Genomic DNA, 12957 nt, shown 5'->3' on the forward strand with positions numbered 1-12957 from the left:
AGATTTGCCTCGAAGCCTGTGTCACTCTCTGACCTCACCCGCTGAGTGGGAGGGATGAGAATGAAATATTTTGTGCCAGCCATACTGGCTGTGGGATTGATCGCCGCCTGTGGTGGGCCGGATTCGGGACCTGAAAGGACGGCCACGCCATCTTCACCTCCCCCGCCTGTGGCATCCGAGGTGTCTGTTTCCGGCCAGCGAATGGCGAGTGACCAAGCCTATACACGGCCTGCACCAGAAACACCCGAGGTCGAGCCCGGCGCCGAGCAGTATATTGCCTACAGTCACTCACTCGGCCTGCGCCTGCCAAAGGGCGGTGTCGATCCCATGATTCAATCGCATGTCGAGGCCTGCCGGAGTGTTGGCACGAACACTTGCATTGTGGTCAACTCGAACATCAACAATTCCAATGATGACTATGTGTCCGGACACGTCTCCATCCGGGCGAAACCGGACTGGATCGAAGCCTTTCTCGGTAATGTCGATGAAGCCACTGAAGAGGCTGGAGGCGAAATCACGTCGCGCTCGACGCGCGCGGAGGACCTGACGCGCACCATCATCGACACATCCAGCCGGCTGGACGCACAGCGCACACTCCGTGGGCGTCTTGAAGGCTTGCTGGAGCGCCGCGACGGCTCTTTGGGTGACCTGCTTTCCATCGAACGTGAACTGGCGCGTGTGACAGGTGAGATCGAGTCAATTGAAGCTCAGCTCAAGGCATTGCGCCTGCGTGTTTCGATGTCGTCGCTGGATATCTCCTACCAGACGAAGGTCCCACCCTTCTCGAATTCCCGCTCCAATCCACTTGGCGAGGCGTTCGGGGACTTCTTCTACAACCTGTCTGCGGCCATCGGGGCGGTAATTACCGCTTTCGCGGTGGGCCTGCCCTGGCTCCTTTTGGCCGGCCTTTTCCTCTGGATCTGGCTGAAGCTGATCTGGCCCCGGATGCGCCGCCGGAAGCAGCAGCCTTAGCTGAACTGACCAGACTGGCGCGTTCTTCGCTTGTGAGGGCGCGCCATTTTCCCTCCGGCAGGTCGCCGAGCTCCAGCGGGCCAATGCGGACGCGATGCAGATCGACCACGACAAGCCCAACAAGTTCACACATGCGCCGGATCTGGCGGTTGCGGCCTTCACGGAGGCGGAACCGTAACCGGCCCGCGCCCAGCTGGTCGACCTTGGCCGGTTTCAGACGCCGCCCATCCAGCGACAGACCATTGCGGAGTTGAGAGACCGCCTGGGGCGTCACCTGTCCCTTTACGGTGACAAGATACTCCTTCTCGAGGCCGGAGAGCGGCCCGATCACAGCCTTGGCGAGCACGCCGTCTTCGGACAGGAGAAGCAGCCCTCGGGAATCCATGTCGAGCCGGCCAAGTGGGGCAAGCTGTGTCGAGCGACCCGGCACTTTCGGGGCCTTGCCGACGAGATTTGACTTCGTCACCAGGCGTACGGCTGGTGTCTGTCCGGCTTCAGGCTGGGAAGAGACATAGCCGACCGGCTTGTGCAGGACGGCGGTGAGCTGCTCATCCAGTTGCTTTGCCCCGGCCCGGCCGAGTGTCATCGTCTCGCCGGGAGAAATCTTGTGGCCGGGGGAGCTGACCTGTTCGCCATTCACGCTGACTTCGCCCTTCTCGATCAGGCTTTCTGCTTCCCGCCGTGAACAGAGGCCAAGAGACGCCATCCATTTGTTGAGCCGAATGGGCTCATCGCCCTCATAGGTGTGGGTATCTGACATGCGCGCTGTCTAGCAGAGGCGGGCAGGGGAAGCGAGATGCTCGCCGGACGCGTACGCAACTGTTACCGGTTCCATGCATTCGTGCATGGCAGACGCCAGAATCTTTAAGCTTGCAATCGTCCACAGAAAGGTCCATTTCGCAAGTGCAGCATAAATTGTGCGAGTGCAGCATTATGACCTATGAGCTTCATATAAAGACCGATGAAGGCAGCCCTGTCCTGCTGCGGCCACTCTTGCCGGAAGACAAACCGGCCCTGGCGGATGCGATTGCCCGTTTTTCAAACCGCTCGCGCTATATGCGTTTCTTCTCCGGTATGACGACAATTCCCGATCCCGTGCTGGACAGGCTCGCGGATGTTGATGGCATGCGCCATATTGCATGGGTTGCCATAGATGAAGCCACGCCTGGACGTCCGGTTATCGGGGCGGCCCACGCCATGCGGGCAACAGCCCACAATGAAAGCGCCGACTTCGCGATTGGCCTTGTTGATAAGTGGCAGCATAAGGGTGTCGCCCGTCTTCTGGTCGCCCTGCTTGTCGCAGAGTCCCAGATCAAGGGCGTTGAAGACATGACGGCGGATGTACTCTGGGAAAACCGCAAGGGCAAATCGCTTATGAAGGCGCTTGATGCCGCGAGCACGGGCACCGACGCCAATGTCATCCACTTCCAGTTCTCCGTCGATGGTGCGCTTAACCGCCTGCGTGAGGATATGAGCGGTGCAGCCATGGAAACGGTCTTTGCCGCAATTGAGACAGGTGGTCCGGTTCCGGCTGCTGCCTGAGTTGCCCTGCCGCATGGGGATGTGTTGCTTCATTCATGTAGTGCCCTATCACTGAAGGGGCATGAGCGACTCGTCCCCAGCCCCTGAAGCAGAACCATCCACAACAAGCCGTGAGCGGCGCCTTTCGCGCACGGAAGTCTTCCTGCTGACCCTTGCCTGCGCCGTGGTGACGGCAAACGCTTATTATATCCACCCGATCATTTCAGAGGTCGCGGAAGGCTTTGATGTCAGTCACGGCGTTATCGGCATTGTGCCTGGGGCTAACCAGATCGCACTGGCGCTCGGGGTCTTCCTGCTACTGCCGCTCGGCGACCTTATTTCGAACCGGAAGCTTGTGACCGTAACGGTCGCAGGCCAGTTTTTGTCGATCGTGGGAATGGCGTTTGCACAGGATTTCCGCGTATTCACGCTGGCCTCGACCGTACTCGGCTTTTTCACCATCGCGCCTTATCTGCTGCCTGCCTATGCTTCCAAGCGCATAGATCCGGGCCGGCTGGGCGCGGTGACCGCCATGCTCACCACAGGCATCATTGGCGGTATTCTGGTTGCACGTGCAGGATCTGGCGTCGTGGCAGAGTACTTTGGCTGGCGCACTGTCTATTATATCGCGGCATCTTTCATGCTGGTCGTTTCCATCCTCCTGCCTTTCCTGATGGATGAGCGTGAAGCGAGCGCGAAGAACCAGCCGAAACAGGGCTATTTCAGCCTGCTACTGTCCATATTCCCACTGGTGACGCGCTATCCTGAAATCATTATCTCAGGCGCGATACAGGGGCTCGGTTTCGGGGTTTTCCTGGCGATCTGGATGGGGCTTGGCCTGCACTTGCCGGATATGGGTTACGGTGTCGATGTGGTCGGCTATCTGGCCGGATTCGCTATATTCAACCTGTTTACGACGCCTTTCCTCGGGCGCTGGGCCGATGATGTCGGGCCTTACCGCGCCCGGATCGCCGCGGCGGTGGTAAACTTCGTGGCGGTCTGCCTGCTCTGGCCGATGGGATATAATCTCTGGCTGCTGGTTGTCCCGGTCATCCTGATGACCATGCTCGGGCCGCTGGTCGATATCTGCAATCGGATGACATTTCTCTCGCTTGATGCAGAAATTCGCACACGCCTGATGACCATCTATATCGTCATGATGTTCATTGGTGGCGGCATTTCGAGTACGGCTGGCACGGCTGTTTACGAACTCGCCGGGTGGCCCGGCAATTCCGTGCTGGCCGTTATAATGTCGGGCACGTTGCTGATGCTGAGCGTAGTCGCGTGGGCAGTATATGGGCGCCAGCGTCAGATAGGCAGCTAAACCCCCGTCACGAACGTCGAGATCACCTTCTTCAGTCCGGCCTTCTTGAAATTCACCTGCAGCTTCGTGCCGTCTGCGGCGAGGACCTGGCCGTAGCCGAATTTCTCGTGATGCACGCGCTGCCCGACGTGGAACCCGGATTTTCCGGCGCTGCTGGCCAGCAGCTCTGCCTTGCCTTCGATGACCGGGCCTGACTTGCCTGCGCTGCGAGCGTTCTCCTTCAGGCGGCGCCAGCCGGGCGAGTTATAGGAGGAACGCTCGCCCAGGTCCTCGATCGTGCCCTGAAAGCCGGTATCGGCGCCGGGCATGGTGGAATAGCCGGTCTCGGAGACCGCGTCGACATGGTCATGCGGCAATTCATCGACGAAACGCGACGGCAGAACGGACTGCCAGCGCCCGAAGATCATCCTGTTGGCGACAAACGAAATCGAGCAATTCTCGCGGGCTCGCGTGATGCCGACATAGGCAAGGCGGCGCTCTTCCTCGAGGCCCTTCATCCCGCTCTCATCAAGCGAGCGGCGCGACGGGAAGACCTCTTCCTCCCAGCCCGGCAGGAAGACCATTGGCCATTCAAGGCCCTTGGCGGCATGCAGGGTGAGGATCTGGACCTCGTTGCCGGAGCTTTCGCTGCCGACATCCATGACGAGTTCGACATGCTCGAGAAAACCGGCGAGCGAATCGAACTGGCCAATGGCGTGGATCAGCTCTTTGAGGTTGTCGAGCTTGGTCTGGCTCTGTGGCGAGCGGTCCTTCTGGAGCATATCGGTGTAGCCGGACTCGTCCAGTACGACCTGGGCAAGCTCATGATGCGGCATCCCGTTGTTCAGCCGGTCGCGCCACATGTTTATCTGGTCGATGAAGGTTGTCAGGCCGCGCTTGGCGGGGCCTTTGACTTCATCGGTCTGGAGCACCATCGGGGTCAGCGTGAACAGCGAGCGCCCGTCGGCGCGCGCGAAGGTCTGCAGCTTTTGCACCGTGGCGGCCCCTACACCCCGCTTGGGCTGGTTGACGACGCGCTCGAAGGCGAGGTCGTCATCAGGCGAGCGAATGAGGCGTAGATAGGCCATCGCGTCGCGGATTTCCGCGCGCTCGAAAAAGCGCGGGCCGCCGATCACGCGATAGGGGATGCCCAGCATGATCAGCCGGTCCTCGAACAGGCGCATCTGCCAGGAGGCGCGCACGAGGATCGAGCAGTCTTCGTAAGTGCCCCCCTTGTTCACATAGGCTTCGATGTCGTCGCAGATAAGGCGCGCTTCGGCTTCGCCGTCCCAGAGACCGCGGACCTTCACCCGGTCGGCATCGGGATCGGCCGTGGTCTCGGCACCGACATAGAGTGTCTTGCCGAGGCGGCCCTTATTGTTGTCGATCACGCCTGCGGCAGCGCCAAGGATGTGATGCGTCGAGCGGTAGTTGCGCTCCAACCGGATGACCTTGGCGCCCGGAAAGTCTTTCTCGAAGCGCAGGATGTTGTCCACCTCCGCGCCACGCCAGCCATAGATCGACTGGTCATCGTCACCGACACAGCAGAGATTGCCCGTACCACGTGCAAGCAGGCGCAGCCAAAGATACTGGGCGACATTCGTATCCTGATACTCGTCGACCAGGATATATTTGAACCGCTTGTGATAATCGGCGAGCAGGTCGGGGTTTTCCTGGAAGATCGTGATGTTGTGGATCAGAAGATCGCCGAAGTCGCACGCATTCAGAACTTTCAGGCGCGACTGATAGATCTCGTAAAGCTTGACGGCCTTGCCATCGGCAAAACTCCAGGCTTCATCCTGCGGGACCCTGGCAGGCGTCAGGGCACGATTCTTCCAGCCGTCGATGAGGCTGGCGAGATGGCGCGGTGTCCAGCGCTTGGTGTCTATGTTTTCCGCCTCGATCACCTGCTTGCACAGCCGGATCGCATCGTCGGCATTGAGGATGGTGAAGCTGGATTTCAGCCCGGCCAACTCGGCATGGCGGCGCAGTATCTGGGCGCTTATGGAGTGGAAGGTTCCGAGCCAGCGCAGGCCTTCGCCGGCCTCGCCGATCAGCTCCATCGCGCGTTCGCGCATTTCGCGGGCGGCCTTGTTGGTGAAGGTGACGGTCAGCGTCTGGGACGGCCAGGCCAGTTTGGAGGAGATGATATGGGCAAGCCGCGTCGTCAGCACGCGTGTCTTGCCTGTACCGGCCCCCGCGAGCACGAGCAGAGGGCCGTCGGTCGTTTCGACAGCTTCGCGCTGTTCGGGATTGAGACCGTCTAAATAGTTGGCCGTACTGTCCGGCACGGGCGCGCGGGCGGCGGCCATTTCGGAGATGGACGGGCGGCGATTCTGGCTGGAACTCATGGCGAACATATAGCAGGGATCGGCCCGCTTGGCAGGGGTTAGCTGCTTGTAACGAAGCAGACGAGAACCCGTGTGGCGTCAATGCGTTTATCCAGAATGCCGACCCGAGCCATGAAGCCCTTGAAAATCACCCTCATGATCCTGACAGGGCTGCTGATGGCTGTCGTACTTTTTCTCTTGGCCCTGACGCAACCGCGCTTTGGAACACCATTCGCGAACTGGGCGCTCGGGATATGGGGGCCTGACGGCTCTACCGTTGGGCAGGCCCAGTTGCGCTTCCCGGCAATAACAACTGCCATAGCCCAAGATATTGATATGCCGGAGCGTATGGAGGCGCGTGAAATCGAGGCGCGGCTCAATCCTTTTGGATTTCTTCCCTTCGTCAGCTGGATTTCCCGGCTAGAGGGTGGTGACGGGTATATCCGTTTTGGCGGAAGCGGGGGTGACGACGGCCCAGACAACAAGGATCTGACAGACTACCGTTCCATCATTGATGAAGTGGCTCTTGCCAATGTCGAGCTGCGCCTGACGCGCCCGGACGGGCAACGCACCGTTCTGATCCGGGAAGCAAACGGGTCCTTGCGTTCCGGCGCGCTCATTGTGCGAGCGCGTGGGGCAAATTCCACGCTCGATTTCAACGGCGAAGCTGCCAGCACTCTCACGGCAATTACAGGCGACCTGCGCGTAACCGGGGGTAACTTCGCTGACCTGGCAGACCTTGCAGGCCTCGCCGCGCCTGACACCCCGCCTTATGATGTGCGCATGGCTGTTGATATCGACGGTGATAGCTGGAGATTTGAATTCCAGCCGGAGACGATCGTCGGCGACAGCGATGTTACAGGCCCCCTGACAGTGAACATGGCGGGGGACACCCCGGTCATTGATGCCCATCTCGTTTCACAGACGCTTGATGCAGATGACCTCGGCATCGTGTTTGGTATCCCTATTGGTGTGGGAGACGGCGAAACCGTTGGTGCGGAGCAGGAGCGTGCGCGCAATGTCTACAATCAGAGCGACCGGCTTATTCCGAATGTCGTAATCGACTTCTCGCGCCTTGATGCTGTTGATGGCAGCGTGACCTATCGTGCAGAAACCGTCGAAGATGCTGTTGTCGACGTGACGAGCCTCGAGTTTGATTTCGAGATAGAAGGCCGGGTTGTGCGCGCCCCTCTGCTGAAAGCCGGATTCCAGGAGGGCGAGCTTGAGGCTTATGCGACCCTGGACGGGACGCGCTCACCTGCAGTGACAACAGCGGAAGGTGATCTGCGCAGCGTCGCCATCGAGAACCTTGCGCTTGATCCATACCTACGAGGTACAGCCGAAGGCCGGTTCAGGCTCGAAGCTACTGGGGATGGCTTTCGCCAGGCTGCTGAAACACTGGATGGAAAGGTTTCGGTCTGGTCCACGAATGCCGACATCCTTGCGCTCGCCGTTGAAGGCGCCGCGCTCGACCTGGTGGAGGCGCTGACTGTATGGGGCGAGAATCCGCAGGACCGGACCTATGTCGATGCGCGCTGCATGGCCCTTGTCGCCAGTTTCGAACAGGGAAATGGCCAGCTTTCCCCCGCAGTCGTCGATACGGATGACAGCCTGATCGTGATCCGCGGCGATGTCGATCTCGGCACCGAACGCATGAAGCTCTCCGTGCGCTCCGAGGCCAAGGATGCTTCACTTGGCACGCTGGTTGGAGACGTTGGCATCGGGGGCACGCTGCGAAATCCAGAGCTTTTGCCATTCAGTGCCGAAACCGTCGCGCAGTTCGGCATTGCGGGCATACTCGGCTCGATCAGTGGTGGGCTGGCAGCCCTGCCATTCATTGAGACTGGCGGGGCTGATGATGCCCCCTGTGCGTCGCTTCTGGCGCGTGCTGAAGCAGCCGGGGACAGCGCTGCTGCCAATGAATAGTCCGGCTGCCCCGCCGCTCAGTCTTGACGTTTAAATGAAGTGGCGTCTCATCTGTCATGCCTGCGATCGGTAGGCACGGAGACATGAGAGAGGCCTTCATGGGCATGACACCTGAAGAGATGATGGAGAGCATGAGGGCTGGCTTGCTCAAAAAGACCGGTCAGCCGCTTGAGCACTGGGTAGGCGTCGTTCAGGCGAGCGGTCACGAAAAGTTCGGAGAGCAGGTTAAGATGCTCAAGGACGAGTACGGGCTTGGCCATGGCCATGCCAACATGGTCTGCCAGGCGGCGAAGGGCCGGTTTGATGCCGATGAAGGCGACATGCTGGCCGGCCAGTACAAGGGCAAGGACAATCTGCGCCCCATCTATGACGCCCTGGAAGCCTATGCGAAAACCCTCGGCAAGGACGTTGAGATTTCACCGAAAAAGACCGCGGTCGCTTTTCGTCGGTCAAAGAACTTCGCTGTCGTGACGCCGGCGACCAAGACCCGGGTCGATCTCGGTGTGAACCTCAAGGGGGAAGCCGGGACGATCCGGATGGCCGAGGAGAAACCGGGTTCCATGTGCACGCACAAGATCAAGTTACAAACGGCTGACGAAGTCGATGACGAGGTTAAAGCCTGGCTCAAGGCGGCTTACGAGCGCGCATGACCGGGGCTGGCTTTACCTAGGCCTTGAGGCGTCTGCGCGCGGCCTTGAAGTCCGGTTTACGCTTTTCTGTGAAGGCGGCCACTGCCTCCTTGTGCTCGGGCAGGGTGTAGCAGATTTCGAGTTGCTCATGCTCGCGCGCCTGCATCACGTGGTGGTCCGTCTCGCAGGCATTCGATGTAAGGAGCTCTTTGGTCATTCGAAGCATGGGCGAGGGGTTTTCTGCGATCTGGCTGGCCAGTGCGATAGCGTCATCAAGCAAGGTTTCGGGTTCGGCCAGGCGGTCGGCGAGCTTGATCGAGACGGCTTCTTCCCCGCTGACGGGCTTGGCGGTCAGCATGAGCTCATGCGCCTTTCCCCAGCCCACGCGCTGCATCAAATAATGCGAACTCGCCAGCTCTGGCACGATGCCGACCTTTACGAAGACAAAGCCGAATTTCGCGTCGCGCGAAGCGACAATCATGTCGAACGGCAGGATCTGTGTAACACCGATACCGAAAGCCGGACCGTTGACAGCGGCGATGCAGGGCTTGGACGAGCGGATCAGGCTAATCCAGTCAATCCCGCCATCCCGCTTGTGAGCCTTGGTCTCGGATTCGTCGATATTGGACTGGAAATAGGCTTTCATGTCGGCGCCCGCACAGAAGCCACGGCCCGCGCCAGTCATTACGATTGCGCCAATGTCGTCGTCTTCATTTGCAGCAGTGATCGCTTCACCGAGTTCCCGGCTCATCTGCGGGGTCCAGGCGTTCAGCTTGTCAGGGCGATTGAGCGTTATGAGGCAGACTGGGCCTCTGTTCTCTGATTTAATCTGGTCGAATGACATGGCAGGCCTCCCATAGTTCTGTTTTTGCGGAGACTGGGAGGCGTGCCGTGGGGGCAGTCACGTAAAAATTCGAGTGAGGCAACTTCACGGGACGGCGGTTTTTCCGGAGCGTATAAAGATGATTGGCAAATACGGTCGATAAAGCGGAACACGTAGCGTTCAGGGCGCGTTCATCTTGTGTCTAAACAGGAAAAAACCATGTCCCTTATCACGATACTGCTCTGCATATTCTTGCCGCCTGTCGCAGTTGCCCTGCGTGCAGGTGTTGGCCTCCAGCTGCTCATCAACATCGTGTTGTGTTTTGTGCTGTGGCTGCCAGCTATCATTCACGCCTTCTGGGTGAGTTCACGCGGCCCGGTTGTATAATACAGGCGGGATGTCTGCGCACAGGCTTCCGGGATGAACCGGAGCCCATGCGCAAGACGTTTCATTGGTCTAGTAAAGTGTTGCCATCGCCTTGGCATCATAGTCCATGAGCTCGTCGGCGCGGCCTTCCTTGACCTTGGTTGCCCAGTGCGGGTCCTGAAGCAGGGCGCGTCCTACGGCCACCAGATCGAACTCGCCCTTGTCGAGACGCTCGACAACATCGGTAATCGGACGGGTCTTGGAGCCTTCGCCGCGCATCGCGCCCGTAAATTCCGATGACAGGCCGACAGACCCAACAGTGATGGTTGGAAGGCCCGTCAGTTTTTTCGCCCAGCCGGCCGTGTTGAGGCCGTTCTCGCCGTCGACGTCCGGGAATTCAGCTTCCCAGAACCGGCGTTGGGAAGCGTGGAGCACATCGACGCCGGCATCAACGAAGACCTTGAGGAAAGCCTCGAATTCCTGCGGTGTTTGCGCGAGCTTGGCGGCATAATCCTGTTGTTTCCACTGCGAGAAGCGGAGGATCACCGGCATATCCGGGCCGACGGCTTTCTTGACCTCGGAAATGATTTCGCCAGCAAATTTAGCGCGTTCGGGCAGGCCGCCGCCATACTTGTCCTCACGCTTGTTCATGACTTCCCAGAAGAACTGGTCGATCAGATAGCCGTGAGCGCCATGAATTTCGACCGTGTCGAAGCCCAGCTCCTTGGCGCTTGCGGCGGCCTTGGCATAGGCGGCGACCATGTCGGCGACTTCTTCCTCACCGGGCTCGTCGAAGAGTTGCTTGCCCTTGTGCGTGACGCCGGACGGGCTGTCAGATGGGGCATCGGGATAGTGGCCGGTGCCGGTCTTGCGCAGCAAACCCTGGTGCCATATCTGCGGCCCCATCTTGCCGCCCTTGGCGTGGACGCCTTCGATGACATTCTTCCAGCCTGCAAGCGCAGCTTCGGTGTGGAACAGCGGATAGTTTGCATTGTCAGCAGCACCCTTGCGCGGGATCAGCGTGCCTTCAGACAGGATCAGGCCGACATCGGCGTCGGCGCGACGGGCATAATAGTCGCGTACATCATCTGTCGGCACACCGTCCGGGCTGAAGCCCCGCGTCATGGGGGCCATGACAATGCGGTTGGGCAGGTCGAGACCCTTGATGCTAAAGGGTTCAAAAAGGGGGCTTACGTCAGACATGTCTTTCTCCCGATATTTCACCAGGCAAGTATCTGGTGCGAGACAGGTGATGGTTCAATGGTTTTCCGCCCTGGAAGTGTTCAGTACGCATTCACTTGAGTCTTCCTAAACTCGCTGTCATCAGTCGAGAGTGAAGGGGGACATTCGACATGAAACAGTTTTTTGTGTGTTTCGCCGTTGCCGGGTTCGGCGCTTGTGCAACGCCGGGGATTGATTACGCCGCACGCATAGTGCCACCGAATACCGCGGCAGTTGAGACGAGGACGGTCGATGTCGGCCGTTTTTCCGGGCCGGGTGGACGCTGGTATGAGAGCCAGTTTGAAGCGATGCTATCCGGCGCGACATTCGAGGGCCGTCCCTGGTTCCGCATGGCGCGCTTCGCAGACGGTAATCTTTCACCTGGCGAGCGAGCAGGCATCTATGAAGGCCTGATCGAGGTGACCGCCTATGAGGCGGAAGAATACACCCAGACCAACAATAAATGCGTCGAATGGGACGGTCTGTTCGATTGTGAGCACCGTGAAGAGGTTCAGGAGATATGCCTGCGCGAAGAGTTGGAAGTGGCCGTCACACCGCGCCTCATCGAATATGGGAGCGGGACGCTCCTGTTTTCAGACACCTATTTCGGCAGTTCATCGCATAAAAGCTGCGACGAGACGTACTGGCATGACCGGCGCGGACGTTATCGCGAGGGGCGTTACGCCTATGGCCTGAGCGGCGGTGTCCGCCCACCACAGGACATGGTTATAGATGCCCTGTCTGACACGATCCATGAAATCCGAAACGACATCGCGCCGCGCAATACGACGATGAGAGCAACCTTTGTTGACGAAGCGGTCGACCCGGTCGTGCGGGCTGACCCCCGTTTCGAGCAGGCGGTTAAGGCGGGCCGGGAGGCACCCCTTGCCTCCTGTGATGTCTGGCACCGTCTACATTCAGAGTACCCGCAGGCGCCTGCCGTCACACACAATCTGGGAGCCTGCTATGAATCCTCAGGCGACTTTTCTGGCGCACATACGCTCTATGCTGAAGCCGCTGAGCAGTCAGCCGCCGCAAGTCTGGAGGGGCAGGCCGGAGAAGAATTCCGGGAATCACTTTCGCGCCTGTCCTATCATCGCTCAGGCCTTGAGCTCCTGAACAGGCTGAAGGAAGGCCGCCTCAATCATGAGCTTGGAGAGGCGCGCCAGACTGACAGTCCCGGAAGCTGAGCGGGCGCGTTACCAGCCCATGACATGCATGGCGTAGCCGGCAATTGCGGCCAGCAGAAAGCAGGCTGTTACAAAGCTCACCCGAAATGCGGCTCTTGTCATTGGTGCATCCTCCCTGATGCCGGTTTCATGTTTTTATTTGGCCCACCTTTGCAAAAGGAGCGCCAGATAACAAATCACCTTTCTAGCCGGGAGGAATCGAGCGTTGAATTTGCCTTGTTCTTGGCGGTCTTTTCAGCCTCTTTCTGGGCTTTTGTCCGGCCGTGCTTCACACGATTTTCAGTGGCCTTGCGCGCCTTCTCGGCGCGGGCTTTGACCTTTCGGGCCTTGTTGAGGTTGACCGGTTCGTTCACGGACAGGGCCCCTAATCCTGATTGAACTCACGCCACTGTTCCATGGCGAGCGAGATGGCGAAGGTTTCGCGGTATTTCGGACTAGAGGCAGGCCGCGGCGCGCGTGCCGATGTCAGTGCCATGATCTCTGCGAGCTTGTTATGGGCTGCACCTGCCTGTCCGGCCCCGATATAGGCATGAAGTTCGACCAGCGCTGAGGACAGTGGATCGTTCGCGCGGATCACGAAGTATGGCTCATCATCGGCGAGCTTGCCGACAACGTCGAATTCGGACGGATTGGCTTTCGAGCCGATGGGCGCCTTGGACATGGCAGTGACCTTTCG

The 12957-nt window shown here is 59.4% G+C and carries 13 protein-coding genes; 7 read left to right on the plus strand and 6 right to left on the minus strand.

Features of this window, described 5'->3' with window-relative positions:
- Window positions 1-60: 60 nt before the first annotated feature.
- Window positions 61-972 carry a DUF4349 domain-containing protein gene (locus Q1K31_RS01225; protein WP_300375852.1) on the plus strand — a complete coding sequence of 304 codons (912 nt, stop codon included), beginning with the start codon at window positions 61-63 and terminating at the stop codon, window positions 970-972.
- Here Q1K31_RS01225 and Q1K31_RS01230 read toward each other — a convergent pair.
- Entirely contained in the window at window positions 863-1732 is an 870-nt protein-coding gene (locus Q1K31_RS01230) for a pseudouridine synthase (RefSeq protein ID WP_300375854.1), read from the minus strand. The genes Q1K31_RS01225 and Q1K31_RS01230 overlap by 110 nt on opposite strands.
- A gap of 173 nt (window positions 1733-1905) precedes the next feature.
- Here Q1K31_RS01230 and Q1K31_RS01235 point away from each other — a divergent pair, with 173 nt between their 5' ends.
- Together Q1K31_RS01235 and Q1K31_RS01240 are read left to right on the plus strand one after the other, a co-directional pair.
- Window positions 1906-2514 (plus strand): GNAT family N-acetyltransferase, encoded by a 609-nt coding sequence (locus Q1K31_RS01235; RefSeq protein ID WP_300375856.1) that lies wholly within the window; start codon window positions 1906-1908, stop codon window positions 2512-2514.
- A 61-nt stretch (window positions 2515-2575) separates the two neighbouring features.
- Window positions 2576-3817, plus strand: coding sequence for an MFS transporter (locus tag Q1K31_RS01240; RefSeq protein WP_300375858.1), 1242 nt, complete (start codon window positions 2576-2578; stop codon window positions 3815-3817).
- Here the strand turns inward: Q1K31_RS01240 and Q1K31_RS01245 are convergent.
- The gene (locus Q1K31_RS01245) at window positions 3814-6156 is read right to left on the minus strand and encodes an ATP-dependent helicase (protein ID WP_367187493.1); all 2343 of its coding nucleotides are present in this window, start codon (window positions 6154-6156) and stop codon (window positions 3814-3816) included. The two genes, Q1K31_RS01240 and Q1K31_RS01245, sit on opposite strands and share 4 nt — an antisense overlap.
- A 102-nt stretch (window positions 6157-6258) precedes the next feature.
- Between Q1K31_RS01245 and Q1K31_RS01250 the strand changes: the two genes are divergently transcribed.
- Both Q1K31_RS01250 and Q1K31_RS01255 read left to right on the plus strand, forming a co-directional pair.
- Window positions 6259-8052, plus strand: a complete 1794-nt coding sequence (locus Q1K31_RS01250) for an AsmA-like C-terminal region-containing protein (protein ID WP_300375862.1) — start codon at window positions 6259-6261, stop codon at window positions 8050-8052.
- An 83-nt stretch (window positions 8053-8135) separates the two neighbouring features.
- On the plus strand, window positions 8136-8702 hold the full coding sequence (locus tag Q1K31_RS01255) for a DUF5655 domain-containing protein (RefSeq protein ID WP_300375864.1): 567 nt from the start codon (window positions 8136-8138) through the stop codon (window positions 8700-8702).
- Window positions 8703-8718: 16 nt separating this feature from the next.
- On the opposite strand, the gene Q1K31_RS01260 is transcribed toward Q1K31_RS01255, so the two are convergent.
- Window positions 8719-9525 (minus strand): enoyl-CoA hydratase-related protein, encoded by an 807-nt coding sequence (locus Q1K31_RS01260; RefSeq protein WP_300375866.1) that lies wholly within the window; start codon window positions 9523-9525, stop codon window positions 8719-8721.
- A 198-nt stretch (window positions 9526-9723) separates the two neighbouring features.
- On the opposite strand from Q1K31_RS01260, the gene Q1K31_RS01265 reads away from it, so the two are divergent.
- Complete coding sequence (locus Q1K31_RS01265; RefSeq protein ID WP_300375868.1) at window positions 9724-9891, plus strand: YqaE/Pmp3 family membrane protein; 168 nt, start codon at window positions 9724-9726, stop codon at window positions 9889-9891.
- Window positions 9892-9960: 69 nt separating this feature from the next.
- Here Q1K31_RS01265 and Q1K31_RS01270 read toward each other — a convergent pair whose 3' ends face one another.
- Window positions 9961-11073, minus strand: coding sequence for an NADH:flavin oxidoreductase (locus tag Q1K31_RS01270; RefSeq protein WP_300375870.1), 1113 nt, complete (start codon window positions 11071-11073; stop codon window positions 9961-9963).
- Window positions 11074-11222: 149 nt separating this feature from the next.
- On the opposite strand from Q1K31_RS01270, the gene Q1K31_RS01275 reads away from it, so the two are divergent.
- Window positions 11223-12281 (plus strand): hypothetical protein, encoded by a 1059-nt coding sequence (locus Q1K31_RS01275; protein WP_300375872.1) that lies wholly within the window; start codon window positions 11223-11225, stop codon window positions 12279-12281.
- Window positions 12282-12457: 176 nt separating this feature from the next.
- Here Q1K31_RS01275 and Q1K31_RS01280 read toward each other — a convergent pair whose 3' ends face one another.
- On the minus strand, window positions 12458-12634 hold the full coding sequence (locus Q1K31_RS01280) for a DUF4169 family protein (protein WP_300375874.1): 177 nt from the start codon (window positions 12632-12634) through the stop codon (window positions 12458-12460).
- Window positions 12635-12645: 11 nt separating this feature from the next.
- On the minus strand, window positions 12646-12942 hold the full coding sequence (locus Q1K31_RS01285) for an aspartate decarboxylase (protein ID WP_300375876.1): 297 nt from the start codon (window positions 12940-12942) through the stop codon (window positions 12646-12648).
- Window positions 12943-12957 lie beyond the last annotated feature (15 nt).

Origin of the sequence: Henriciella sp. (assembly GCF_029936995.1) — a bacterium.
Lineage (GTDB): Bacteria > Pseudomonadota > Alphaproteobacteria > Caulobacterales > Hyphomonadaceae > Henriciella.

Bases quoted from the DNA above. Each gene is read 5' to 3' on its own strand.
- Q1K31_RS01225 (WP_300375852.1), top strand. From the start codon at position 61: ATGAAATATTTTGTGCCAGCCATACTGGCTGTGGGATTGATCGCCGCC.
- Q1K31_RS01230 (WP_300375854.1), bottom strand. From the start codon at position 1,732: ATGTCAGATACCCACACCTATGAGGGCGATGAGCCCATTCGGCTCAAC.
- Q1K31_RS01235 (WP_300375856.1), top strand. From the start codon at position 1,906: ATGACCTATGAGCTTCATATAAAGACCGATGAAGGCAGCCCTGTCCTG.
- Q1K31_RS01240 (WP_300375858.1), top strand. From the start codon at position 2,576: ATGAGCGACTCGTCCCCAGCCCCTGAAGCAGAACCATCCACAACAAGC.
- Q1K31_RS01245 (WP_367187493.1), bottom strand. From the start codon at position 6,156: ATGTTCGCCATGAGTTCCAGCCAGAATCGCCGCCCGTCCATCTCCGAA.
- Q1K31_RS01250 (WP_300375862.1), top strand. From the start codon at position 6,259: ATGAAGCCCTTGAAAATCACCCTCATGATCCTGACAGGGCTGCTGATG.
- Q1K31_RS01255 (WP_300375864.1), top strand. From the start codon at position 8,136: ATGAGAGAGGCCTTCATGGGCATGACACCTGAAGAGATGATGGAGAGC.
- Q1K31_RS01260 (WP_300375866.1), bottom strand. From the start codon at position 9,525: ATGTCATTCGACCAGATTAAATCAGAGAACAGAGGCCCAGTCTGCCTC.
- Q1K31_RS01265 (WP_300375868.1), top strand. From the start codon at position 9,724: ATGTCCCTTATCACGATACTGCTCTGCATATTCTTGCCGCCTGTCGCA.
- Q1K31_RS01270 (WP_300375870.1), bottom strand. From the start codon at position 11,073: ATGTCTGACGTAAGCCCCCTTTTTGAACCCTTTAGCATCAAGGGTCTC.
- Q1K31_RS01275 (WP_300375872.1), top strand. From the start codon at position 11,223: ATGAAACAGTTTTTTGTGTGTTTCGCCGTTGCCGGGTTCGGCGCTTGT.
- Q1K31_RS01285 (WP_300375876.1), bottom strand. From the start codon at position 12,942: ATGTCCAAGGCGCCCATCGGCTCGAAAGCCAATCCGTCCGAATTCGAC.